This window comes from Streptomyces sp. NPDC045846 (genome assembly GCF_056431605.1).
Genome location: NZ_JBWKKJ010000011.1, coordinates 272,456 through 295,056, shown reverse-complemented (window position 1 = coordinate 295,056; position 22,601 = coordinate 272,456). Strand labels below are relative to the sequence as shown.

At 72.9% G+C, this 22,601-nt stretch carries 18 protein-coding genes; 13 read left to right on the top strand and 5 right to left on the bottom strand.

The window, feature by feature from the left end:
• Positions 1 to 106: 106 nt before the first annotated feature.
• Positions 107 to 316, bottom strand: a complete 210-nt coding sequence (locus AC07F3_RS30245) for a hypothetical protein (RefSeq protein WP_479117585.1) — start codon at positions 314 to 316, stop codon at positions 107 to 109.
• A 202-nt stretch (positions 317 to 518) separates the two neighbouring features.
• A complete protein-coding gene (gene afsR / locus AC07F3_RS30240) occupies positions 519 to 3,530 on the bottom strand; it encodes an SARP-family global regulator AfsR (RefSeq protein WP_479117584.1) in 3,012 nt (1,003 codons plus the stop codon).
• 229 nt (positions 3,531 to 3,759) lie between these two features.
• Here afsR and AC07F3_RS30235 point away from each other — a divergent pair, with 229 nt between their 5' ends.
• The 8 genes from AC07F3_RS30235 (at position 3,760) to AC07F3_RS30200 (ending at position 13,821) form a co-directional block, all read left to right on the top strand.
• Positions 3,760 to 4,980 (top strand): amidohydrolase family protein, encoded by a 1,221-nt coding sequence (locus AC07F3_RS30235; RefSeq protein WP_479117583.1) that lies wholly within the window; start codon positions 3,760 to 3,762, stop codon positions 4,978 to 4,980.
• A gap of 320 nt (positions 4,981 to 5,300) precedes the next feature.
• The gene (locus AC07F3_RS30230) at positions 5,301 to 5,714 is read left to right on the top strand and encodes a PaaI family thioesterase (RefSeq protein ID WP_479117582.1); all 414 of its coding nucleotides are present in this window, start codon (positions 5,301 to 5,303) and stop codon (positions 5,712 to 5,714) included.
• A gap of 214 nt (positions 5,715 to 5,928) precedes the next feature.
• On the top strand, positions 5,929 to 6,210 hold the full coding sequence (locus AC07F3_RS30225) for a hypothetical protein (RefSeq protein WP_479117581.1): 282 nt from the start codon (positions 5,929 to 5,931) through the stop codon (positions 6,208 to 6,210).
• A 201-nt stretch (positions 6,211 to 6,411) separates the two neighbouring features.
• A complete protein-coding gene (locus AC07F3_RS30220; protein WP_479117580.1) occupies positions 6,412 to 7,356 on the top strand; it encodes an LLM class F420-dependent oxidoreductase in 945 nt (314 codons plus the stop codon).
• A 25-nt stretch (positions 7,357 to 7,381) separates the two neighbouring features.
• Positions 7,382 to 8,167, top strand: a complete 786-nt coding sequence (locus tag AC07F3_RS30215) for an SDR family NAD(P)-dependent oxidoreductase (RefSeq protein ID WP_479117579.1) — start codon at positions 7,382 to 7,384, stop codon at positions 8,165 to 8,167.
• Positions 8,168 to 8,320: 153 nt separating this feature from the next.
• On the top strand, positions 8,321 to 9,448 hold the full coding sequence (locus AC07F3_RS30210; RefSeq protein ID WP_479117578.1) for an LLM class flavin-dependent oxidoreductase: 1,128 nt from the start codon (positions 8,321 to 8,323) through the stop codon (positions 9,446 to 9,448).
• 1,161 nt (positions 9,449 to 10,609) lie between these two features.
• Positions 10,610 to 12,349 carry an N-acyl-D-amino-acid deacylase family protein gene (locus tag AC07F3_RS30205; protein ID WP_479117577.1) on the top strand — a complete coding sequence of 580 codons (1,740 nt, stop codon included), beginning with the start codon at positions 10,610 to 10,612 and terminating at the stop codon, positions 12,347 to 12,349.
• A complete protein-coding gene (locus AC07F3_RS30200; RefSeq protein WP_479117576.1) occupies positions 12,346 to 13,821 on the top strand; it encodes an aldehyde dehydrogenase family protein in 1,476 nt (491 codons plus the stop codon). Before AC07F3_RS30205 ends, AC07F3_RS30200 begins: the two co-directional genes overlap by 4 nt.
• 3 nt (positions 13,822 to 13,824) lie before the next feature.
• Here the strand turns inward: AC07F3_RS30200 and AC07F3_RS30195 are convergent, their stop codons facing one another.
• Both AC07F3_RS30195 and AC07F3_RS30190 read right to left on the bottom strand, forming a co-directional pair.
• Entirely contained in the window at positions 13,825 to 14,148 is a 324-nt protein-coding gene (locus AC07F3_RS30195; RefSeq protein WP_479117575.1) for a putative quinol monooxygenase, read from the bottom strand.
• A gap of 221 nt (positions 14,149 to 14,369) precedes the next feature.
• Positions 14,370 to 15,890: a CehA/McbA family metallohydrolase gene (locus tag AC07F3_RS30190; RefSeq protein WP_479117574.1), complete on the bottom strand. Its 1,521-nt coding sequence runs from the start codon at positions 15,888 to 15,890 to the stop codon at positions 14,370 to 14,372.
• A gap of 244 nt (positions 15,891 to 16,134) precedes the next feature.
• Here AC07F3_RS30190 and AC07F3_RS30185 point away from each other — a divergent pair, with 244 nt between their 5' ends.
• On the top strand, positions 16,135 to 16,965 hold the full coding sequence (locus AC07F3_RS30185) for an LLM class F420-dependent oxidoreductase (RefSeq protein WP_479117573.1): 831 nt from the start codon (positions 16,135 to 16,137) through the stop codon (positions 16,963 to 16,965).
• Between the two features lie 47 nt (positions 16,966 to 17,012).
• Here the strand turns inward: AC07F3_RS30185 and AC07F3_RS30180 are convergent, their stop codons facing one another.
• Positions 17,013 to 18,704 carry a CocE/NonD family hydrolase gene (locus AC07F3_RS30180; RefSeq protein ID WP_479117572.1) on the bottom strand — a complete coding sequence of 564 codons (1,692 nt, stop codon included), beginning with the start codon at positions 18,702 to 18,704 and terminating at the stop codon, positions 17,013 to 17,015.
• Between the two features lie 186 nt (positions 18,705 to 18,890).
• On the opposite strand from AC07F3_RS30180, the gene AC07F3_RS30175 reads away from it, so the two are divergent.
• The 4 genes from AC07F3_RS30175 (at position 18,891) to AC07F3_RS30160 (ending at position 22,599) form a co-directional block, all read left to right on the top strand.
• Positions 18,891 to 21,515, top strand: coding sequence for a bifunctional FO biosynthesis protein CofGH (locus AC07F3_RS30175; protein WP_479117571.1), 2,625 nt, complete (start codon positions 18,891 to 18,893; stop codon positions 21,513 to 21,515).
• Between the two features lie 174 nt (positions 21,516 to 21,689).
• The gene (locus AC07F3_RS30170; protein ID WP_479117570.1) at positions 21,690 to 22,037 is read left to right on the top strand and encodes a DUF6247 family protein; all 348 of its coding nucleotides are present in this window, start codon (positions 21,690 to 21,692) and stop codon (positions 22,035 to 22,037) included.
• On the top strand, positions 22,034 to 22,294 hold the full coding sequence (locus AC07F3_RS30165; RefSeq protein WP_469486155.1) for a hypothetical protein: 261 nt from the start codon (positions 22,034 to 22,036) through the stop codon (positions 22,292 to 22,294). The genes AC07F3_RS30170 and AC07F3_RS30165 overlap by 4 nt, the downstream gene beginning before the upstream one ends.
• Positions 22,258 to 22,599: a hypothetical protein gene (locus tag AC07F3_RS30160; protein ID WP_479117569.1), complete on the top strand. Its 342-nt coding sequence runs from the start codon at positions 22,258 to 22,260 to the stop codon at positions 22,597 to 22,599. Before AC07F3_RS30165 ends, AC07F3_RS30160 begins: the two co-directional genes overlap by 37 nt.
• Positions 22,600 to 22,601: the final 2 nt, after the last annotated feature.

Here is a 22,601-nt window from a genome sequence, read left to right as displayed (position 1 = left end):
CCCGGTGGTGCGGGCACGGGGGCCCGCCGGAGCAGGCCGCACGACATGCCACGGCCGCGGCGGCTCCCCTCCCGCGCCGCCGCGGCCGTCCCCCGCTCAGAAGGAGCTACTTGACCGGCTCCGAGGTCGCGTGGACATCGTTCGTCGAGGCGTCCCCGGTGGCCGTCGCATGGACGTCCAGAGGCCCGATCGTGCCGTCGTCCGCGGCGGCCGTGGCGTGCACGTCCAGCGGCTTGACCGTGCCGTCGTCGCCCACGGCGGTGGCGTGGACGTCCAGCGGCTTGATGATCGGTTCGGTGCTCTTGATGTCGCCCATGGTGTCTCCCGTTGGCCGCGCAGTTGTGATGGACAGGACCCGTCCGGCCGCTCCCCCGAGGGCTTCCGGACGGGTCCTTCAGGGCCGCTCAGACTAGTACCGCGGCCGTTCGTCCTCCCGCTTGCCCCCCGGCGCCACGGAACGACTGAGTTAGAGAGTGCCGGGTGGCGATAAACGAACGATGAACGCGCTGTACCGGGCCCTATGCGGCGTGTGCGGGGGCCAGCAGCAGGCGGACCGCCTCGGCCTCCGGCGCGCCCAGCGCCTCGAACAGCTCCAGCGACTCCCGCCAGCAGACCTGGGCCCGCCCGGTCTGCCCGATGGCGTTCAGCGCCTGCCCGAGGACGATCAGGACGTTGCCCCGCCGCCAGTCGCCGCCGATGCCGCGCAGCCGGGTGAGCGCCATCTCCGCGTTCGCGGCGGCCTGCGCCGGGCGGTGGGCCACGACGTCGACCTCGGCGAGGCGGAACAGGGCCATCCCCTCCCACAGGCGCTGCCGGCCGTCCCGGAAGACGTCCAGGGCCTCCTGGAGCCGCAGCACCGCCTCGGCGTGCTGTCCGTTCTTCGCCAGGGCCAGGCCCAGCGCGTAGCGGGCGTTGGCGCCCCGCAGGGAGTTGCCGAGCCCGTCGTAGATGGCGATGCCGTTCTTCGCCAGGTCCACCGCGCTGGCCGTGCGGCCCATGGCGAGGTGGATGCGCGACAGGTTGCACAGCGCGCTGGCCTCACCGGGGCGGTCGGCGCCCCGCGCGTAGTTCTCGATCGCCGTGGTGAGGTGCTTCTCGCCCTCCTCGTAGCGGTTCTGGTAGAGGGCGATGACGCCGCGGATGTTGGGGGCCCAGCAGCCGGGCAAGGGGTCCGCGGCGATCTCGGCGAGCCGCATTCCCTCGGCGGCCTCGCGGTCGGCCTGGTCGAAGCTTCCCGCGGTGTGCCGGGCGTTGGCGAGCGCGGTGAGCGCGCGGCCCTCCGCCCGCACGTCGCCGCAGGCGTGGGCGGACACCTGGAGCGCGGCGGCGGTGGCCACGTACTCCTTGGAGTTGGTGCCCGACTCGGCGAGGTCGAGGGCGGACCACAGGAGGTCCACGGCCCGGCGCAGCGCCCGCGGCCGGTCGGCGGCCTGGCGCACGCAGGCGAGCAGCGGGATCGCCTCCGCGTACAACCAGTCCTGGGCCGCGTGCCGGTCCGCGAAGGACAGGCCCGCACGCCCGGTCGGCTCCAGATGGTCCACGAGCCGGTCGCCAGGCCGCTCCAGGGCGTACACCCCGGCCGCCGTCGCCAGATAGAAGTCCAGCAGCCGCGACATGGCCAACTCACGCTCAACGGGCGGGAGTTCGTCGCGCTCCGCGCAGGAACGCGCGTAGAGCCGCACCAGGTCGTGATAGCGGTAGCGGCCGGGCGCCGCGGACTCGAGCAGGGACGTGTCGACCAGCGATTCCAGCAGGTCCTCGGTCTCCTGCTCGGGCAGGTCGAGGACGGCGGCCGCGGCGGCCAGCGAGATGTCGGGCCCGTCGGGCAGGCCGAGCAGCCGGAAGGCGCGGGCCTGGGCGGGCTCCAGCTGGCCGTAGCCGAGCTCGAAGGTCGCCTTGACCGCGAGGTCGCCGGCCTGGAGCTCGTCCAGGCGGCGGCGCTCGTCGGCGAGCTTCGCCGCGAGCACCGACACCGTCCAGGTGCGGCGCGAGGCGAGCCGGGAGGCGGCGATGCGGATGGCGAGCGGCAGGAAGCCGCAGGCGGCGACCACGTCGAGGGCCGCCTCGCGCTCGGAGGACACCCGCTCCTCTCCGACGATCTTGGTGAAGAGCTGGAGCGCCTCCTCGGGGGACATCACGTCCAGGTCCACCAGGTGCGCGCCGACCAGGTCGACCATGCGGATGCGGCTGGTGACCAGGGCCGCACACCCCTCGGTGCCCGGCAGCAGCGGCCGGATCTGGGCCGCGTCGCGGGCGTTGTCGAGCAGGACCAGGACCCGGCGGCCGTCGAGCGTGGAGCGGAACAGGGCCGCGCGCTCCTCCATCGAGTCGGGGATCGCCGAGTCCGCGGTGCCGAGGGCGCGCAGGAACGCGCCGAGGACGGTGTCCGGCTCGGTGGAGTGCGAGCCCGCGCCCTGGAGGTCGACGTAGAGCTGGCCGTCGGGGAAGTAGGGGCGGGCGGCGTGGGCCACGTGCACGGCGAGCGTGGTCTTGCCCACGCCGCCGATGCCGGCGAGCGCGGAGACCGCCATCACCGTGGTCTCGGCGCTCGCCAGGCGCGCGGTGAGCTCGCGCACGAAGGCCGCGCGTCCGGTGAAGTCCGGTACGGAGGCCGGGAGTTGGGCCGGGCGCACCGGGATCGGGGCGGCCGCGGGCGGGGCGGCGGGCGGGCGCGCCAGGTCCTCGTCGGCCCGCAGGATGCGGTGCTGGAGGCGGGCGAGTTCGGGGCGCGGGTCGACACCGAGCTCGTCCGCGAGCAGCCGCCGCGTGTCCGCGTACACCGCGAGGGCCTCGGCCTGGCGGCCGCTGCGGTACAGGGCCAGCATCAGGAGCTCGCGCAACCGCTCGCGCAGCGGGTGGGCGGCGGTCAGCGCGGTCAGCTCGGAGACGGCCTCGGCGTGGCAGCCCGCCTCCAGGTCCATGTCGAGCCGGGCCTCGGTGAGTTGGAGGCGCCACTCGGCGAGCCGGGTGCGCTGGTTCTCGGCGTACGGGCCCGGCACGCCCGCCAGGGGCTCGCCGTCCCAGTGCGCGAGCGCGCTGTTGATCAGGTCGCGGGCGCGGGTCCGGTTGCCGCCCGCCCGGGCCTTCTCGGCGGCCGTCGCCAGCTCCTGTGCCTCGGTGAGGTCGAGGGTGGCGGCGCCGGCCCGGATCGCGTAGCCGCCGGACTCGCTGACCAGCACCCCGGGGTCGAGGACCTTGCGCAGCCGGGAGGCGTACGTGCGGAGCGCGGCCAGGGCCTGGGAGGGCGGCTCGTCGCCCCAGATGGCGTCGATGAGTTCGGCGGCCGTGGCGGTGCGGCCGTCGCGCAGGAGCAGGGCGGCGAGCAGGGCGCGCTGCTGGGGCGAGCCGGAGGGCAGGGCCTGCTCGCCCCGCCAGGCCCGCACGGGTCCGAGAACGCCGAAGCGGAGCCCGGCGCCGGATGTCTCCGGGCCGCGCTCGGCCGCCTCCTGGGCGAGGTGCCCCGTCGCGCGCTGCGGCGGCGGTACCGGAGCGCGCTGCTCCGGTACGCGCGGCCCGCCGTCACGGTCCATAGCTGCCCCCTGTACCCCCGTACTCCTGGCATTGCTCCTGCCAGTCTGCCCTGTCCGGAGGGGTCGCGTCAGCAGCGGGTGACGCTCTGCACAAGGCTTCGACACATGCCCTGCACACTCATCGCAAGCCCCCCGGGGCGGATTTCGCGCCCGGGACGGGGCGGAGCGCCGTGCGGAGGTGCCGTCCAACTAGCTGACGGATCGTCAGATCGGGTCTACCGTGAACGACATGGAGACCTTCCCGAAGATCATCTCGGTGGACGACCACACCGTGGAGCCCCCCAACGTCTGGCGGGACCGCCTCCCGTCCGCGTACCGGGACACCGGCCCGCGCATCGTCCGGGCCCCCCTGAAGGAAATGACCTTCCTCGGCGGCAAGTTCGCCCCGGTCATGGGCGCCCAGGGCGACGAAGGACCGATCGGCGACTGGTGGGTGTACGAGGACCTGCACCGCCCGCTGACCCGCCTCGACACGGCGGTGGGCTACGACAGGGACGAGATAAAGCTGGAGGTCATCACGTACGAGCAGATGCGGCCGGGCTCGTACGACGTGGCCTCGCGCCTCGCCGACATGGACGTGAACCACGTCCAGTCCGCCCTCTGCTTCCCGACCTTCCCGCGCTTCTGCGGCCAGACCTTCACCGAGGCGAAGGACCGCGAGCTCGGGCTGCTCTCGGTGCGCGCGTACAACGACTGGATGGTGGAGGAGTGGTGCGGCCCCGAGGCGCACGGCCGCCTCATCCCCCTCACCCTCATCCCGCTGTGGGACGCGGAGCTCGCCGCCGCCGAGGTGCGCCGCAACGCGGCGCGCGGGGTGCGCGCGGTCGCCTTCTCCGAGATACCGCCACACCTGGGCCTGCCCTCCATCCACACGGACGACTGGGACCCGTTCCTCGCCGCGTGCGACGAGACCGGCACGGTGATCGCGATGCACATCGGCTCGTCCAGCAGGATGCCCTCGACCTCCCCGGACGCCCCGCCGGCCGTCGGCTCGACCATCACCTTCGCCAACTGCTGCTTCTCGATGGTCGACTGGCTGATGAGCGGCAAGTTCGAACGCTTCCCCCAGCTGAAGATCATGTACGCGGAGGGCCAGATCGGCTGGATCCCGTACATCCTGGAGCGCGCGAACGTGGTCTGGGAGGAGAACCGGGGCTGGGGCGGAGTGGCGGACAAGGTCCACCGCCCCCCGTCCGAACTGTTCGCCGAGCACGTCCACGGCTGCTTCTTCGACGACGCGTTCGGCCTGCGCAACCTGGACGCGATCGGGGTGGGCAACGTCCTGTACGAGACGGACTACCCGCACTCCGACTCGACGTGGCCCAAGTCGAGGGAGGTCGGAGAGGCGCAGATGGGGCACCTGGCGCCCGACGTGGTGGAGCGGATCGTACGGGGCAACGCGATCGAACTGCTGGGGCTCAGTCCGGAAGGGCTCTGGCCGGGGGCGTAGGCAGGGCGCACGGCCGGTGCGGGCGGAACCCACCCTGCTGGGGCGGCTTGTCCGTTGGGTGGGTCCACGGTGAGCCCCAGCACCGCTGACGGCTCGAGCATCCTGGCCCGGAGCGATTGAGTACGCGTACTCATGAACGCGGGCGTCGGCGGGCAGGGGCGGTGACCTGAGACGTTGGACATCGAAGCGCTGAAGGCGCTCAAGCCGCACGAGTTCGAGGAAGCGGCCCTCGGGTGCCGCTCCAGCAGCGACATGGCGAGTCAGGCCAAGGACGCGCTGGAGCGGTGACATTTGACCGGTCCGCCGCCACGATGAACGCCATGACGCTGACACCCGCTGAAGCAGAGAAGATCCTGGCCGACAACTTCGCCCCCTGGGTGCTCGACCTCGGGCTGACCGTGGAGGAGACCGGCGAGCGGCATGCCGTGCTGCGGCTGCCGTGGAGCGACGCGCTCGCCCGGGACGGCGGGGGGATCAGCGGGCAGGCCCTGATGGCCGCCGCCGACACCGCCACCGTCATCGCGGTGGCCTGCGCGCGCGGGGCGTACGGACCGATGACGACCGTCCAGCAGTCCACCACCTTCCAACGCCCGGTGACCGGCACCGACGTACTCGTCGACGCGCGCGTCACCAAGCTCGGGCGCCGCATGGCCTTCGCCGACATCACCCTGACCGCCGAGGGCGCCGAAGAGCCCGCGGCCCGGGCGTCCACGGTGTACGCGCTGCTCGGCTGATCCGGCCCGGGCCACCTCGAATCGGTCGTCCCCGCCCCGGGCCACCCTGCTGCGGTCAGGCCCCCGACGCACAACTCGATCGTCCCGTGCGATGGTTGGTCTTGACCAACACATTGCCAGCGCAATACCGACCACCGACCACCGGTCACCGGCCGCGAATCCCGGGAGGTGGTGACTGTGGTCGGTGTACTGGCACGGAGACGGAGCGTCCTGGATGAGCGAGACCGAGTCCGCCCGCGTTGCCCGGGCGGGCACGTGGGCCCTGCCCCTGGTCGCGCTGGCGCCCTTGGCGGCCGTCGGAATCCTCGCGGATCGGGCATCCGCTCCCTGGAACGCCCTTTCCTGGGTGCTGTGGGCCCTGTCCGTCCTTGCGGTGGCGGTCGAGTGGGCGGCGGCACGTGGCCGTGGAACGCGCGGGCCCGCGCCGTGGGGCATGTGCGCTCTGGTCCACGCCGTGCTGGCCTGGCAGTTGATTGCCCTGGTGAAGCAGGGCTGAAAGAGATCCGGGAAGGTGGTACCGAATCCGCGGCCCGAAATCCGTGCCTGCCCGGACTGATAAAGGCGATCGCGGCGGCGCGACGCGGCGCCCGGCCGACAGCACCGCGTCCCGCACACCCCTTGCCTGACGATGCGTCAGCTACGACGATGGGCCCCATCGGAGCGAACATGACGGGTCGTCAGATCAGAGGTGCGAGACGTGCCGATACTGCCGAACGGGCGCCTGGTGTACGGGATGCAGCTCCCCGTCCAGTCGCAGAGCACCATCTACGCGGAGGCGTGGGAGGCCGAGGCCGGGCCCCGGGACCTCGTCGAGATCGCGCGGGTCGCCGACCGGTCCGGCTTCGCCTACCTCGCGAGCTGTGACCACGTCGCGATCCCGCGCCGCCTCGCGGGAGCGATGAGCACCATCTGGTACGACCCGGTCGCCACCCTCGCCTTCCTCGCCGCGGTCACCGAGCGGGTGCTGCTGATGAGCCATGTCGCGGTGGTCGGGCTGCGCCATCCCCTCGTCACCGCCAAGCAGTACGCGACCCTGGACCACCTCAGTGGCGGCCGGCTGATCCTCGGGGTCGGGGCCGGGCACGTACGGGAGGAGTTCGAGGCGGTCGGGGCCGACTTCGAGCGCCGGGGGCCCGTCCTGGACGAGACCATCGACGCGCTGCGGGCCGCGCTCGGGCCGGAGGAGTACCCGTCCTTCCAGGGGGAGCGGTTCGCGTTCGAGGGGCTGGGGCAGCGCCCCCGGCCCGCACAGCGGCGCGTCCCGATCTGGGTCGGCGGATCGTCCCCGGCGGCGGTCCGGCGAGCCGCGCTGCGCGGCGACGGCTGGCTGCCGCAGGGCGACCCGAGAGATCAACTCCCGCAGCGGATAGCCAGACTGAAGGAACTGCGCGAACAGGCCGGGGTGGACGAGCCCATCGTGGTGGGCGCGATCACCGAGCCGCTGTACGTCGGTGAGCCCGGCTGGGACACCGGCCGACGCACCCTCACCGGCAAGCCGGAGGCCCTCGCCGAGTCGCTGCGCGCGTACCGCGCGATGGGCGTGGACCAGATCCAGATCCGGTTCCGCTCGCGCGGCCGGGTCGAACTGACCGACCAGATGGCCGCGTTCGGGGCCGAGGTCGCACCGCACCTCCATGACTGATACCCCCGATCACCAGGAGTCCGGTATGGGCAAGCTCGATGGGCGCGTCGTCTTCATCACCGGCGGCGCGCGGGGCCAGGGCGAGCAGGAGGCCCGGCTGTTCGCGGCCGAAGGGGCGAAGGTCGTCGTCGCCGATGTGCTGGACGAGCAAGGAGAGGCGCTGGCCAAGGAGTTGGGCGAGGACGCCGCCCGCTTCGTCCATCTGGACGTGAGCCGGGAGGAGGAGTGGGTGGCCGCGGTCGCGGCCGCCAAGGACGCCTTCGGGAGGATCGACGGGCTGGTCAACAACGCGGGGATCCTGCGGTTCAACGCGCTGGTCGACACGCCCCTCGACGAGTTCATGGCGGTCGTGCGGGTCAACCAGGTCGGCTGCTTCCTGGGGATCAAGACCGTGGCGCCGGAGATCGGGGCCGCGGGTGGCGGCACCATCGTCAACACCGCCTCGTACACCGCGATGACCGGCATGAGCGCGGTGGGCACGTACGCGGCCACCAAGCACGCGATCCTCGGGCTCACCCGGGTCGCGTCGATGGAGCTCGCGCATCTGGGGATCCGGGTCAACGCCGTGTGCCCGGGGGCCATCGACACCGCGATGTCCAACCCGGCCCAGCTGGACCCGACGGCGGACGCCGCGGAGACCTCGGCGGCCCTCGACGAGCTCTACCGCAAGCTCGTGCCGCTCGGCCGGGTGGGCAGGCCGCAGGAGGTGGCCGCGCTCGCGCTGTTCCTGTCCTGCGAGGACTCCTCGTACATCACGGGCCAGCCGTTCGTCATCGACGGCGGCTGGCTGGCCGGGGTCTCGCTGTTCTGAGGGCGCGCGGGGCGGGCCGCCGGGGTTCCGAGGGTGCGTCTTGCCTGACTATGCGTCAGGTATTGACGGTCCTGGCGGCCGGTGGAACAGTCGAGCTCGTCACAATCTGACGATGCGTCAGAAACTCGTGATATCTCATGAAGGAGAAGTCCCTTGGAATTCGGACTCTTTGTGCAGGGATACGTGCCGGCAGCACGGTCCGCGGTCGACCCCATGGCGGAGCACAAGGCGCTCATGGAGGAGACGAAGTACGTCATCCAGGCCGACCAGTCCGGCTTCAAGTACGCCTGGGCCTCCGAGCACCACTTCCTGGAGGAGTACTCCCACCTCTCCGCCAACGAGGTCTTCCTCGGCTACCTCGCCCACGCCACCGAGCGCATCCACCTGGGCTCGGGCATCTTCAACCCGCTGGCCCAGGTCAACCACCCGGTGAAGGTCGCCGAGAAGGTGGCCATGCTCGACCACCTGTCGGAGGGGCGCTTCGAGTTCGGCAGCGGGCGGGGGGCGGGGTCGCACGAGATCCTGGGGTTCATACCGGGTGTCACCGACATGAACTACACCAAGGAGATCTGGGAAGAGACCATCGCCGAGTTCCCCAAGATGTGGCTCCAGGAGGAGTACCCGGGGTTCCAGGGCAAGCACTGGTCGCTCCCGCCCCGCAAGATCTTCCCCAAGCCGTACGGGAAGTCGCACCCGGCCATGTGGTACGCCGCCGGGTCGCCCTCCTCGTACGCCATGGCGGCGCGCAAGGGGCTGGGGGTGCTCGGCTTCTCCGTGCAGAAGGTCTCCGACATGGAGTGGGTCCTGGAGCAGTACAAGACGGCCATCCAGGAGGCCGAGCCGGTCGGTGACTTCGTGAACGACAACGTGATGGTGACGTCCACGGCGATCTGCGCGCCGACGCACGACGAGGCCGTGCGGATCGCGGTCGAGGGGGGTCTCAACCGGCTCCAGTCGCTGGTGTTCCGCTACCACGACACGTTTCCGCGGCCGGAGGGGATTCCGGAGTGGCCGGAGACGCTGCCGGAGTACAACGCGGAGATCATCGAGCTGCTCATCTCCGAGGAGCTGATGATCTGCGGTGATCCGGACGAGGTGACGGCGCAGTGCAAGCGGTGGGAGCAGGCGGGGGCCGACCAGTTGTCGTTCGGGCTGCCGATCGGGGTGCCGTTCGAGGACACGCTCCAGACGATTCGGCTGATCGGGGAGCATGTGATTCCGAAGATCGATACGGATCCTGTGCATCGGTCCTCGCGGTTCAGGGGGGTTGCGGGGGGTTGAGCGGGGCCCGGCCCAGGGTGGAGCCGCCCCCCAACCCCGCCTGTCGCAGGACGGGCTGAGGTTGCCCCTGCGGGCCAGCGCCATGCCGCCAAGGGGCGCGGGGGACTGCGCGAGTGACCCAGCACGGTCCGCGGGCGTCCTGGGGCTCTGCCCCAGACCCCGTTCGCGCCTGAACGGCGCTCGTCCTCAAACGCCGGACGGGCTGAGGTTGCCAGAGTGGTCCAGCACCGTGCTGCTGAGGATGTCCATGCTGGCCAGCATGACCCTGTCAGGGGCGCGGGGAACTGCGCGAGCGGCCCAGCACGGTCCGCAGGGACCCTGGGGCTCTGCCCCAGACCCCGTTCGCGCCTTGAGGGCGCTCGTCCTCAAACGCCGGACGGGCTGAGGTTGCTCATGCTGGCCAGCGTCATGCCGCTAAGGGGCGCGGGGAACTGCGCGAGCAACCACGCACGGTGGGCGGACGAGAACGGGTTCAGGGGCGCGGGGAACTGCGCGACAAGCCACGCACGGTCCGCGGGTGAAGGGCTCGCAACCGGACCCCCCAACCCCCGGAGGGTTTGGGGAAGGGGCGGGGAGGGGCCCCGGGGTCTGGGGCGCAGCCCCAGGAAGGCCCGAGCCACCCGATCCCGCGCATACGGGCGGTGGGTGGGAGAACACCCCCGGGGGCCACCCCAACCCAGGGGGCGCCGGGGGCAGAGGCCCCCGGGCAGAAAGACGCGGGGCGGTGTCTTCCCGGACCGCCGCCCCGTAACCGGCCCCGGCCGGAGGCCATTCGCGGCGGCCCCCGACCGGGGCGGACCCACTGGCGGGACCGGGGAGCCCCGGGCAGGGGGACCGGGTAGCACCAAGGCACCCCGGCCGGGGTGCACAGCGCACCCTGCACTGCGCCGACCGGGGCGGACCCACTGGGCGGGACCGGGGAGCCCCGGGCAGGGGGACCGGGTAGCACCAACGCCCCCCGGCCTGGCCGCACAGCGCACCACCCCCGGCCAGGCAGCCGCGGCGCACCCCGCACCCCCGCCCAGGGGACCGGGGCGCACCCCGCACCACCCCGGCCAGGGAGCCGGGGCGCACCCCGCACCACCCCGACCGGGGGACCGGGGCGCACCCCGAAACGCCCCCGCGGCAGCGACCCCGCACCATGACAAGGAAAGGGATCCCATGCTCGACCACCTGATCAAGGGCGCCACCCTCGTGGACGGGACCGGTGAACCCGCGCGGAGCGCCGACGTGGGGATCCGGGACGGCCGGATCGCCGTCGTGGCCGCCCCCGGCACCGTCACCGAGGGGGCCGCGACCAGCGAGGACGCCACGGGGCTCGTACTCGCCCCCGGGTTCGTCGACCCGCACACCCACTACGACGCCCAGCTCTTCTGGGACCCGTACGCCACCCCGTCCATGAACCACGGCGTCACCACCGTCGCCGGCGGCAACTGCGGCTTCACGCTCGCCCCGCTCAACCCCGCGCGCCCCGAGGACGCCGACTACACCCGCCGCATGATGTCCAAGGTCGAGGGCATGTCCCTCAAGGCCCTTGAGGACGGGGTGAGTTGGGGGTGGTCCGGTTTCGCGGAGTACCTCGGGGCGCTCGACGGGCGCATCGCCGTCAATGCCGGGTTCATGGTCGGGCACTGCGCCCTGCGGCGCCACGTCATGGGCCCGGACGCGGTCGGCGGGCAGCCGAGCCCCGAGCAGATGGACGCCATGCTCGCCCTGCTCCACGACGCGATGGACGCCGGGGCCTGGGGGCTCTCCACCACCCAGTCCTCCACGCACTCCGACGGCGACGGCAGGCCCGTCGCCTCCCGGCACGCCCTGCCCGCCGAACTCCTCGCGCTCAGCCGGGCGGTGGGCGAGCACGAGGGCACCCAGCTCGAAGCGATCGTCGCCGGGTGCCTCGACCAGTTCGCGGACGAGGAGATCGACCTCCTGGTCGAGATGAGCGCCGCCGCCGGGCGTCCCCTCAACTGGAACGTCCTCACCATCGACGCCGCCGTACCCGAACGCGTACCCCGCCAGCTCGTCCCCAGCGAGCGCGCCCGCAAGGCCGGAGGCCGGATCGTCGCCCTGACCATGCCGATCCTCACGCCCATGAACATGTCCCTCGGCACCTTCTGCGCCCTCAACCTCATCCCGGGCTGGGGCGAGATCCTCGGCCTGCCCGTGCCCGAGCGCATCGACCGACTGCGCGACGCGGGCGTACGGGCCGAGATGCTGCGCCGCGCCGACAGCAAGGAGGCTGGGATCTTCCGGCGCCTCGCCGACTTCGGGCGGTACGTCATCGGCGACACCTACAGCCCCGAGAACGAGGGGCTCTCCGGCCGGGTCGTCCGCGACATCGCCGCCGAGCGCGGGCTCGACCCGTTCCACTGCCTCGTCGAGATCTGCGCCAACGACCGGCTGCGTACGGTGCTCTGGCCCATGCCGACCGACAACGACCCCGCCACCTGGGCGCTGCGGCGCGAGACCTGGGAGCACGAGGACGTGCTGCTCGGCGGGTCCGACGCGGGGGCGCACCTCGACCGGATGTGCGGCGCCCCGTACACCACCCGCTTCCTCGGGGACTGTCTGCGCGGCCGCAGGCTCGTCCCCCTTGAGCGCGCCGTGCGGATGCTCACCGACGATCCCGCCCGGCTGTTCGGGCTGCGCGAGCGCGGCCGCGTCGAGGTGGGCTTCCACGCCGACCTCGTCCTCTTCGACCCCGAACGCATCGAGGCCGGGCCCGCCACCCTCGTCCACGACCTGCCGGGGAACAGCCCCCGGCTCGACTCCAAGGCGATCGGCGTCGTCTCGGTCCGGGTCAACGGCGTCGAGACGCTCCGCGACGACCGGGTGACGGGTGCCGTGCCCGGCACGGTGCTCCGCTCCGGACGCGACACCAGGACGGTGAGCACCAGGTGAACGTGCCTCAACTGCCCTATGGTGAACGGAAGTTGTTCATCGGCGGTGAGTGGGTCGAGCCCGACGGCGGGCACTGGCCCGTGCTCGACCCCGCCACCGAGGAGGAGGTCGGGCTCGCGCCGGAGGCCAGCCGCGAGCAGGTGTACCGGGCGGCCGCCGCCGCGAGGGAGGCCTTCGGCTCCTGGTCGCGTACGCGTCCCGAGGAGCGGGCCGCGATCCTGGACCGGGCGGCCGACCTCATGCAGCGCGACTTCGCTCCCAACGCCGAGCTCGCCCGCGCCGAGACCGGCGCCACCGCCGCCACCGCGCGCGGCATGCAGGTCGGGGTCGCCATCGCGCGGTTCCGCCGGTACGCCAAGGGCGCCCTGGAGCCGGTGGAGCAGGCGCTGGTGCCGCAGGTGAACGAGGCGGGGCCGATGGGGCGGGCCGGGGTCTTCGGTGCGCTCGCGGTGCGCCAGCCGGTCGGGGTGGTCACCTGTATCACCTCGTACAACAACCCCTGGGCCAACCCGGCGGGCAAGGTGGCGCCCGCGCTCGCGATGGGCAACACGGTCGTGGTGAAGCCCGCGCCGCAGGACCCGCTGTCGGTGTTCAAGATGGCCGAGGCGCTTCAGGAGGCCGGGGTGCCGCGCGGGGCGGTGAACGTCGTCACCGGGTCCGCGCCCGCGGTGGGCGAGGCGGCCGTCGACTCGCCCGACGTCGACATGGTCAGCTTCACCGGCAGCACGGCCGTGGGGCAGCGCATCGCGGAGGTGTGCGGGCGTGCCATGAAGCGGCAGCTGATGGAGCTGGGCGGCAAGGGGGCCGCGGTCGTCTTCGCCGACGCCGACCTCGACTCGGCGGTGCAGGGCATCGGCACGACCTTCTCCTTCTACAGCGGCCAGATCTGCACCGCGCCGACCCGCGTCCTGGTCCAGCGCGCGGTCCACGACCAGCTGGTCGAGAGGCTCGCGGGGTACGCGGGCTTCCTGAAGGTGGGCGATCCGACGGCGCCGGACACGGTGGTGGGGCCGGTGATCTCGGCCGCCCACCGGGACCGCGTCGAGTCGTACGTGGAGCTGGGCCGCAAGGAGGGGGCGACCGTGGTGGCAGGAGGCGAACGCCCCGCGTGCGACCGGGGTTTCTACGTCGCCCCCACGCTCCTCGCGGACTGCACCAACGACATGCGGGTGGCCCGCGAGGAGATCTTCGGGCCGGTGGTCGTGGTGATCCCCTTCGACGACGAGGAGGAAGGAGTCGCGCTGGCCAACGACAGCGACTACGGCCTGCTCGACTACGTGTGGTCCGGGGACGTGGCCCGCGCCTTCCGGGTCGCGCGGCGGCTGCGCGCGGGCGGGGTCGGCGTGAACACGATCGGCCGGAACATGGAGGCGCCGTTCGGCGGCTTCAAGAAGAGCGGGGTGGGCCGCGACGTCGGCTCGTACGCGCTGCACGCGTACAGCGAGCTCCAGTCGATCGTCTGGCCCGGGTGACCGCTACTTCGGCGACAGCTCGGCCATCCGTCCCCAACCCTGGCCGGGCACCTCGACGTTGATGATCTCGGGCGTGGTGGCGATGGCACCGGCCATCGACTCCATGCCCGCGCGGAAGTGGTCGGAGTCGACGTGCGCCGCACCCGCGGCCGCGTCGGCGAAGGCTTCGAGCAGGGTGTACTGGGTGGGGTCGTCCACGCTGCGGGACCAGTCGTAGAACAGGTTGCCGGGCTCCGCGCGGGTGGCGCGGGTGAAGTCGTCGACGATGGTGAGCCAGTTGTCGGCGTGCTCGGGGCGGACGGTGAAGCGGACGGCGATGAAGATCATGCCTCCACCGTGCCGGGCGGGACGCGCTGGTGCAAATCGCGGATTTCGCCCCCGCCGGCCACTGGCACCCCGGCGCCGGGCGCGACCCGCGGCCCCGGCCGTCTCCGCCCGCGCTCGGCCGCGCGGTACGGCGATGAGCGCGGTGACGGGGACGCGCCCATTGACGGGGACGCGCCCGGCTCGCGTCGGGCGCGGCCGACGCGAGCCGGGGCGGGCTCGCGTCAGCGGCCCAGGAAGACCGGATTGGTGAACGCCGTCAGCGGCCCCGGCAGACCCGGGACGAGCGGGGGGTGGCGGAGCTCGGCCCGGATGTACGTCGCGTACGCCGGGGTCGTCTGCCAGGTGGCCGTGCCGGTGCCCGAGGCGGGGAGCTGGGTCGTGTACAGGGTGCCCTGGTCCGTCACGAAGGCGGCCGAGCAGCCGGGGGCGCCCCGCACCTCCAGGCGGGCCGTCACCGGCTCGTCCGGGGCGGCCCGCAGGCGGTCGCCGATGCCCGCGTGCTGGCCGTGGCCGCCGGAGACGGTGAAGGACAGGGACACCGCCGCGGACTCCGCCACGTAGGAGTGGCCCGCCCTCAGGCCCGCCTGGATCGCCTCGCGCGTCAGGTCGTCGGCCAGGACCACCGTCTGGGGGCCGCCGACGCGGTCCGGGTCGCGGTGGGCGTCGCTGTTGCCCATCGCCGGAGTCCACGGTCTGCCCGAACGGGCCGCCACCGCAAGGGAGTTGTCCCACTCCTGGAGGGTCACCTCGTCGTCCGGGGTGTACGGGCCGTTCCACACCTCCACCGCGTCCGCCTCGCCGAAGCCGAACTTCCAGCCGCAGCCGACGCAGGTCGCGTGCGGGTGGGCCGGGACCACGAGGCCGCCCGCCGCGCGGACCTCGCGCGCGAAGTGGCCGAAACGGTTGTCCCGGGCCCGGTAGCGCCAGTCGATGAACGTGCCCGGGTCCGTGCCGAGGGCCACCACATGGCCGTTGCGGGTGGTGATCTCCTCGCCCGTCATGATCAGCAGGTCGTCGCCCCACAGGCCCTGCCACGCCCGGTGCGCCGCATTGGTGTTGTGCTCCGAGGTGTTGATGAAGTCCAGGCCCGCCGCCCGGGCCAGTGCCGCGATCTGGGCCGGGGTGCGCCCGCCGTCCGAGTACACCGAGTGCAGGTGGCAGTCGCCCCGGTACCAGGCCCGTCCGCGCCCCTTGGCCCGGGTCGGCGGATGGACCGGCGCCGGGGTGGTGCCGGGCTCGCCGTACTTCAGGGTGATCGTCACGGTGTACGGCAGACCCTGCGGGGCCACCGTGTACGGGCCGAGCGCCACGTGCCAGGTCCCGGCGCGCACCGGGCCGGGCAGATAGCCCGGGGTCGCGTCGTCGGCGCGGAGGAAGAACTCCTTGCGCGCCCCGCCGGACCAGCCCCGGAAGCCCTCCCCGCCGAGCGCCGTGCCCCGCTCGTCGAAGATGCCGATGTCGAGCGCGTTGTTCTGGGTGCCCGCGGGCACGGTCTGCTTCTCGTACGCGTACGAGACCGCCAACTCCCGTACGCCGTGCGGAACTTCGACCGGCAAGTACACGAAGTCGGGCGAGCCGGGCGGCAGGGTGCCGCGCACCACTCTGGTCTCGTCGGGGCGGGCGCCGGCGCCGCCGGCGGGGGCCGCGTTCGCGAAGCTCACGGTTCCCAAGGTAAGGGCGGTGGCCGCGCCCGTCACGATGAGTCCTCGCCTGCCGATGGATCCGGATCCGTTCTCGGTCATGAGCGGAGCTCCCAGGGTGTGGGGGATGGGTACGGGTGGTTCGGGAGGGGCGGCGCGGGGCGCCCGGCCCCGGCCGGGCGTGTGCCCACTGTCGTACCCGCGTGTGAACGCCGGGAGTCCGGGAGTTGAGGGGACGTGTCCGATTCCCTCGGTCCCCGGACACCGGCCCCGGACGGCTCTTGCGGCCGCGCGGTGCTGGGGATAGGAAGTGATCCCCACCGCAGACCGACCGGAAGGTATGCCGATGCGCATCGCCGTCACCATCTTCCTGACCGACCAGACGATCACCCCGGTACGCCTGGCCCGCGAACTGGAGGGGCGCGGGTTCTCCGGGCTCTGCCTGCCCGAGCACACCCACATTCCGGTGGAGCGGGTCACGCCGTACCCGGCGGGCGGCGAGCTGCCGCCGGAGTACGGGCGCACCCTCGACCCGTTCGTCGCGCTCGGGCAGGCCGCGGCGGTCACCGACAACCTGCACCTCGGCACCGGGATCACGCTGATCGCCCAGCACGACCCGATCGACCTCGCCAAGCAGATCGCCACCCTCGACCACCTCTCCGGCGGCCGCTTCACGCTCGGGCTCGGCTTCGGCTGGAACAAGGAGGAGGCCGCCGACCACGGCGTCGAGTGGACGACCCGGCGCGAGCTCGGCCGGGACCGCATGGCCCTCATGCGCGCCTTGTGGGCCGAGCAACCGACCTCCTACGACGGCGAGTTCGGCTCGGTGCGGGCCTCGTACGCCTTCCCCAAGCCCGTCCGCGGCGGCGCTCCCCGCACCCTGATCGGCGGGGCCGCGGGGCCGAAGCTGTTCGCGCACATCGCCGAGTACGCCGACGGCTGGCTGCCCATCGGCGGGCGCGGCCTGACCGAATCGCTGCCGGTGCTCCGCGCGGCGTGGGAGGCGGCCGGGCGCGACGCGCGGGAACTCCAGGTCGTCCCGTACGCCGTGCTGCCCGCCCCCGGCAAGCTCGCGCACTACGCGGAGCTCGGCATCGACGAGGTCGTCCTCCAGCTGCCGCCCGCCGACGAGGCCGGGGTGCTCAAGGTGCTCGACGATTACGCCTCGTACCTCTAGCCGACGGGACGCGGGGGCGCCCGGTCCGGCCGCCCCCGCGCCTTGCGTCAGCTGAGCGGGACCTCCAGGTAGGAGGGGTCCTCGTCGGGCGAGGTGACGGTGATCGTGCCGGGCGTCTCGGCGGCCGGGCCGTAGAACGGGTCCACCGAGTCCAGGACCAGCATCAGACGGTGCCCGGCCCGCACGTCGTACCCGGTGACCTGGAGCGCGATGTCGACCGTCACGGGCTCTTCCGGAGCGCTCCCCAGCAAGGTGTACGGCGCGTGCGTGACGATGCGGGCGAGGCCGTGCGCGTTGACGTCGAAGAGGTACGCCACGAACGTCGTGTCCGCCTCGCTTGCCGCGACCGTCACCCGCAGCCGCGGCACGCCGCGCAGCTGGTGCCGGGAGGGCAGGGGCGCGCTCGTCCACACCCCGGCCACGGCCCGGTCGATCCTCCCGGTCCGGTACACCTTGGGCAGCCCGGCCAGCTCCGCGTACCCGGTGAGCAGGATCCGGTCCGCGACGGTGGCCGGGGTGTCGGTCCCCGTGGTGAACGTGGTGTGCCAGCCGTTGGTCGGCTTGTCGAGGAGGCCGCCGTCCGCGCCGCCCTCGGCGGGCCCGGCGAGGTAGAAGCGCTCCGGGTTGCCGGTGGCCGCGTGCCAGCTGGGCCGGGACTCCAGGGCCCGGCCCCACATGACCTCGCTGACGACCTGGTCCTCGGCGCCGGACTCGGTGTCGAAGGCGGCGGCCGCGGCCTCGTCCCCGTCCGCTTCGAGCAGGTGCCGGTCGAACCACCGGTGCGCGTCCTGCCAGATCCGGTTGGGCAGTCCGACCAGGCCGGTCATCTCGGGGCCCGAGTGGTCCCCGATCGACCAGAGCAGCCGCTTGGGTCCGCTCAGCGCGTTGAACATCTTCAGCGTCTGGTTGCCCGGGAACAGCGTCTCGTGCCAGGCCTGCGCGAAGAGCACCGGCACCTGACGGTCATTCAGCTTCTGGGCGCGGTGGTACGGCGAGCGCTCGGCGGCCCACTCCAGCGTCTCCTCGATGTTCCGGTTGGCCAGGACGTCGTCGAAGGCCTGCTGGGTGCGCGCGCTGAGCCGGGCCGTGGCGGCCGCGCCCAGCAGGGTCTGCACGGAGGCCACGTGCCGGGTGCCGTTCTCGTAGAACGCCTCGCCCAGGTCGCCCCAGGTGCTGAGCGCGACCACGGCGTGCACCCGCCGGTCCTCGGCGGCGACGAGCTGGCTGATGCCGGAGCCGTAGGAGTCCCCGAGGAAGCCGATCCGGCCGATCGAACCCGGGCCGCCCGCCTGGGAGATGAGATGGTCAAGGGCCTTGACGCCGTCGGCGACGTCGGCCTCGCCGGCCACCTCGACCTCGCCGCCGGACTCGCCGAAGCCGCGCGCGGTGTAGGCCAGTACGTGGTAGCCGCGGCGCGCGAAGCGCATGGCCTGCACGGTGTAGAGCGTCCAGCCCTGCTTGGCCCACGGCGAGGGCATCACGATCAGCGGGTGCGGCCCTTCCCCCTGGTGCAGCCACAGCGCGGCGTCGAGCTCCACGCCCTCGCCGACCGGCACCTTCACGCCGTCCAGGAAGGTGGCCACCTCGCGCGTCTCGGCGACCTCGGCCGCCCGTGCGGGGGAGAGCCTCGATGTGTCGCCGGTGCGCAGCGCCCGCGCGACCTGGTCGAGCGCCTCTTCGTCCAGCTCCGGGTAGAGGCTCACCACGGCGTCCGGTCGCGTTCCCTGTGAAGTCGTCACGTCGGTCCCATCCGTTCGTCGAACGTGCACGGGTGTCGCCGCTCGGGCCCGGAGCGACCCCCAGTATCGACGCGGACGCGCAGCGTGGTACCGCCCTTTCGCGCAGATCGGCCGGAAATGCGCGGCTGGTGCCGGGGGCGGTGCCCGCCGCCCGGGTGCGAGCCCCCGCGCTCGTATCCTCGGAGGATGACTTCCAGCGCGCAGCCCCCGCAGGCAGAAGGACCGGACCCTGCCTCGCAGCAGTCCGCCGCACCGACCGCCAACTCGATGCGGCGCGCGCTGAAACGCGCCAGGGACGGTGTCGCGCTCGACGTCGCCGAGGCGGCCGTGCTGCTCCAGGCCCGCGGCGCCGACCTCGACGACCTCACCCGCTCCGCCGCCCGGGTCCGCGACGCGGGCCTGGACGCCGCGGGCCGGCCGGGCGTCATCACGTACTCCAAGAGCGTCTTCATCCCGCTCACCCGGCTGTGCCGGGACAAGTGCCACTACTGCACCTTCGTCACCGTGCCCGGCAAGCTGCGCCGGGCCGGGCACGGGATGTTCATGTCGCCCGACGAGGTGCTCGACATCGCCCGCAAGGGGGCCGAACTCGGCTGCAAGGAAGCCCTGATCACGCTCGGCGACAAGCCCGAGGACCGCTGGCCCGAGGCCCGCGAGTGGCTGGACGCGCACGGCTACGACGACACCATCGCGTACGTGCGCGCCATGGCGATCCGCATCCTGGAGGAGACGGGCCTGCTCCCGCACCTCAACCCGGGCGTCCTGTCGTGGACCGACTTCCAGCGGCTCAAGCCGGTCGCGCCCTCCATGGGCATGATGCTGGAGACGACCGCGACCCGGCTCTGGTCCGAGCCCGGCGGCCCGCACCACGGCTCCCCGGACAAGGAACCGGCGGTGCGGCTGCGGGTCCTGGAGGACGCGGGCCGCTCGTCGGTGCCGTTCACCAGCGGCCTGCTCATCGGCATCGGCGAGACGTACGAGGAGCGGGCCGACTCGCTGTTCGCGCTGCGCCGCATCTCGCGCGCCTACCACGGCATCCAGGAGCTGATCATCCAGAACTTCCGCGCCAAGCCGGACACGGCGATGCGCGGCATGCCCGACGCGGACCTCGACGAGCTGGTGGCGACGGTCGCCGTGGCCCGGCACATCATGGGCCCCGCCGCCTGCCTCCAGGCGCCGCCGAACCTGGTCGCGGGCGAGTACGAGCGGCTGATCGGCGCGGGCATCGACGACTGGGGCGGCGTCTCGCCGGTCACCATCGACCACGTCAACCCCGAGCGGCCGTGGCCGCAGATCGACGAGCTGGCCGCCCGCTCCGGTGCGGCCGGGTTCTCGCTGCGCGAACGGCTGTGCATCTACCCGGAGTTCGTCCAGCGCGGCGAGCCGTGGCTGGACCCCCGGCTGCTGCCGCACGTGCGCGCGCTCGCGGACGGCGCGACCGGCCTCGCGAACGAGAGCGCCGAGGTGCGCGGGCTCCCCTGGCAGGAGCCCGACGAGGGATTCACCGCGAGCGGCCGCACCGATCTGCACCGCACCATCGACACCGAGGGCCGCACCGGCGACCGCCGCGACGACTTCGACTCGGTGTACGGCGACTGGGCCGAGCTGCGCGAGGCGGCCGCCCCGGGCATGGTGCCGTCCCGCATCGACGCGGACGTGCGCCAGGCGCTGGCGACGGCCGCCGACGACCCGACGAAGCTCACCGACGACGAGGCGCTCGCCCTGCTGCACGCGGACGGCGAGGCGCTGGACGCGCTGTGCCGGGTCGCGGACGACGTCCGCAGGTCGATGGTGGGGGACGACGTCACGTACATCGTCACCCGGAACATCAACTTCACCAACGTCTGCTACACCGGCTGCCGCTTCTGCGCCTTCGCGCAGCGCCGCACCGACGCGGACGCCTACACGCTCTCGCTGTCCCAGGTGGCCGACCGGGCCGAACAGGCCTGGGACGTCGGCGCGGTCGAGGTCTGCATGCAGGGCGGCATCCACCCCGACCTGCCGGGTACGGCCTACTTCGACATCGCGCGGGCGGTGAAGGAGCGGGTGCCGGGCATGCACGTCCACGCGTTCTCGCCGATGGAGGTCGTGAACGGCGCCACCCGCACCGGCATGTCGATCCGGGAGTGGCTGAGCGAGGCGAAGGCGGCGGGCCTGGACTCGATCCCGGGCACGGCGGCGGAGATCCTGGACGACGAGGTCCGCTGGATCCTCACCAAGGGCAAGCTGCCGACGGCCACCTGGATCGAGGTCGTCAGGACCGCCCACGAGCTGGGCATCCGCTCGTCCTCCACGATGATGTACGGCCATGTCGACCAGCCCCGCCACTGGCTCGGCCACTTCCGCACGCTGGCCCGCATCCAGCAGGAGACCGGCGGCTTCACGGAGTTCGTGACCCTCCCCTTCATCCACACCAACGCCCCGGTGTACCTGGCGGGCATCGCGCGCCCCGGCCCCACGGCCCGGGACAACCGCGCGGTGACGGCGATGGCCCGCCTCCTGCTGCACCCGCACATCCCCAACATCCAGACCAGCTGGGTGAAGCTGGGTCAGGAGGGCGCCGCCGAGATGCTGCGCTCGGGCGCGAACGACCTGGGCGGCACCCTCATGGAGGAGACCATCTCCCGCATGGCGGGCTCCAGTTACGGCTCGTACCGCTCCATCAAGGACCTGGTGGCCATCGCGGACGCGGCGGGCCGCCCGTCCCGCCCGCGCACCACGCTGTACGGCGAGGTCCCGCAGGAACGAGTCCACGCGGCCCGCACCTCGGACGGCCACCTGCCGGAGCTGCTGCCGGTGCTGGGCGACTAGTCGAGCGCCATCGTCCCCCGCGTGTACCGCATCCCGTACCGCTCCCCGACAGCGCTGGCCCGGCCCGGGCCAGCGTGCCCCCGGGGGCGCGGACGGCCGATCCCGCGTGCGCCACACCGCTGCGCCTGTACTGTGCGAAGCCCGTGTCGGCCAACCGTCTGTTCCGGAGGTCTTGTGAGCGCCCAGCCCGATGGTCCGTACGGGCCGCTGATCCCGATGCCCGAGCTCACGCCCGACGCCTTGCGGGCCGCGGTGGGGCGCATCGCGCCGAGCCGGGTCCCCGCGCTCACCCAGCATCTGTTCGAGGCGACCACGAACGCACAGCAGACGCAGAGCCTCGCCCCCCTGAGGGCGTTCGTTCACTCCTGGGGAGTGTTCGTGGCCATCGAGCGGCACCCCGCGCGCGCGGCACGGCTGCGGGATCTCGAACACATCGTGGACGCGGGGGAGGAGGACCCCACGGAGGCCATCGCCGAGATCCGTGGCATCCGGCAAGCGGCCGAGGACGAGGCGGGGCTGTGACGGACTGGGCCTGGGACTACAACCCGAGCGCGGAGTACATCACCGACGGCCTGCCCGCGGGCGTCGTGGCCGAGGTGGAGCGGCTGGCCACCGAGCTCGCGGCGCTCGGCAGGGACGCGGTGAAGGTCGGAAGGCCGCTCGACCGGGAGGGCGGGCTGCGAGAGTTCGACCTGCTGGGCGGGCGGGGGTTCATCAGCTTCCTCGCCGTCCCGCGTCATGCGTGCGTATACGTCTGCAACGTCACCTGGTACGGCTGACTCCGGCCGGATGGCCGATCGGCGGCCCCGTGGTGCGCGACCCCCGGGTGCGCGGGCTTCAGCGGGCGATCATCGCCGCGCTGGACGAGGGGCGGGCCGAGGGGGTCGTGCGGGCCGACATCACGGCGTTCGACCTGATCGGGGCGGCGGCGATGGCCTGCCGCCCCATGCCGCACCTGCCGCGCGAGGCGGCCGGGGCGCTCGCCGCGCGCCATGTCGCCGTCTACCTCCACGGCCTGCGGCCCCAAGGCGCCCTGGCGCTCCCCGCTATGGTCGAGGTGGGGGAGCATCTCGGGCTCGACTGACG

Excerpts from the sequence above, each read along its gene's own strand:
- AC07F3_RS30245 (WP_479117585.1), bottom strand. The coding sequence starts at position 316 with ATGGGCGACATCAAGAGCACCGAACCGATCATCAAGCCGCTGGACGTC.
- afsR (WP_479117584.1), bottom strand. The coding sequence starts at position 3,530 with ATGGACCGTGACGGCGGGCCGCGCGTACCGGAGCAGCGCGCTCCGGTA.
- AC07F3_RS30235 (WP_479117583.1), top strand. The coding sequence starts at position 3,760 with ATGGAGACCTTCCCGAAGATCATCTCGGTGGACGACCACACCGTGGAG.
- AC07F3_RS30230 (WP_479117582.1), top strand. The coding sequence starts at position 5,301 with ATGACGCTGACACCCGCTGAAGCAGAGAAGATCCTGGCCGACAACTTC.
- AC07F3_RS30225 (WP_479117581.1), top strand. The coding sequence starts at position 5,929 with ATGAGCGAGACCGAGTCCGCCCGCGTTGCCCGGGCGGGCACGTGGGCC.
- AC07F3_RS30215 (WP_479117579.1), top strand. The coding sequence starts at position 7,382 with ATGGGCAAGCTCGATGGGCGCGTCGTCTTCATCACCGGCGGCGCGCGG.
- AC07F3_RS30205 (WP_479117577.1), top strand. The coding sequence starts at position 10,610 with ATGCTCGACCACCTGATCAAGGGCGCCACCCTCGTGGACGGGACCGGT.
- AC07F3_RS30195 (WP_479117575.1), bottom strand. The coding sequence starts at position 14,148 with ATGATCTTCATCGCCGTCCGCTTCACCGTCCGCCCCGAGCACGCCGAC.
- AC07F3_RS30190 (WP_479117574.1), bottom strand. The coding sequence starts at position 15,890 with ATGACCGAGAACGGATCCGGATCCATCGGCAGGCGAGGACTCATCGTG.
- AC07F3_RS30185 (WP_479117573.1), top strand. The coding sequence starts at position 16,135 with ATGCGCATCGCCGTCACCATCTTCCTGACCGACCAGACGATCACCCCG.
- AC07F3_RS30175 (WP_479117571.1), top strand. The coding sequence starts at position 18,891 with ATGACTTCCAGCGCGCAGCCCCCGCAGGCAGAAGGACCGGACCCTGCC.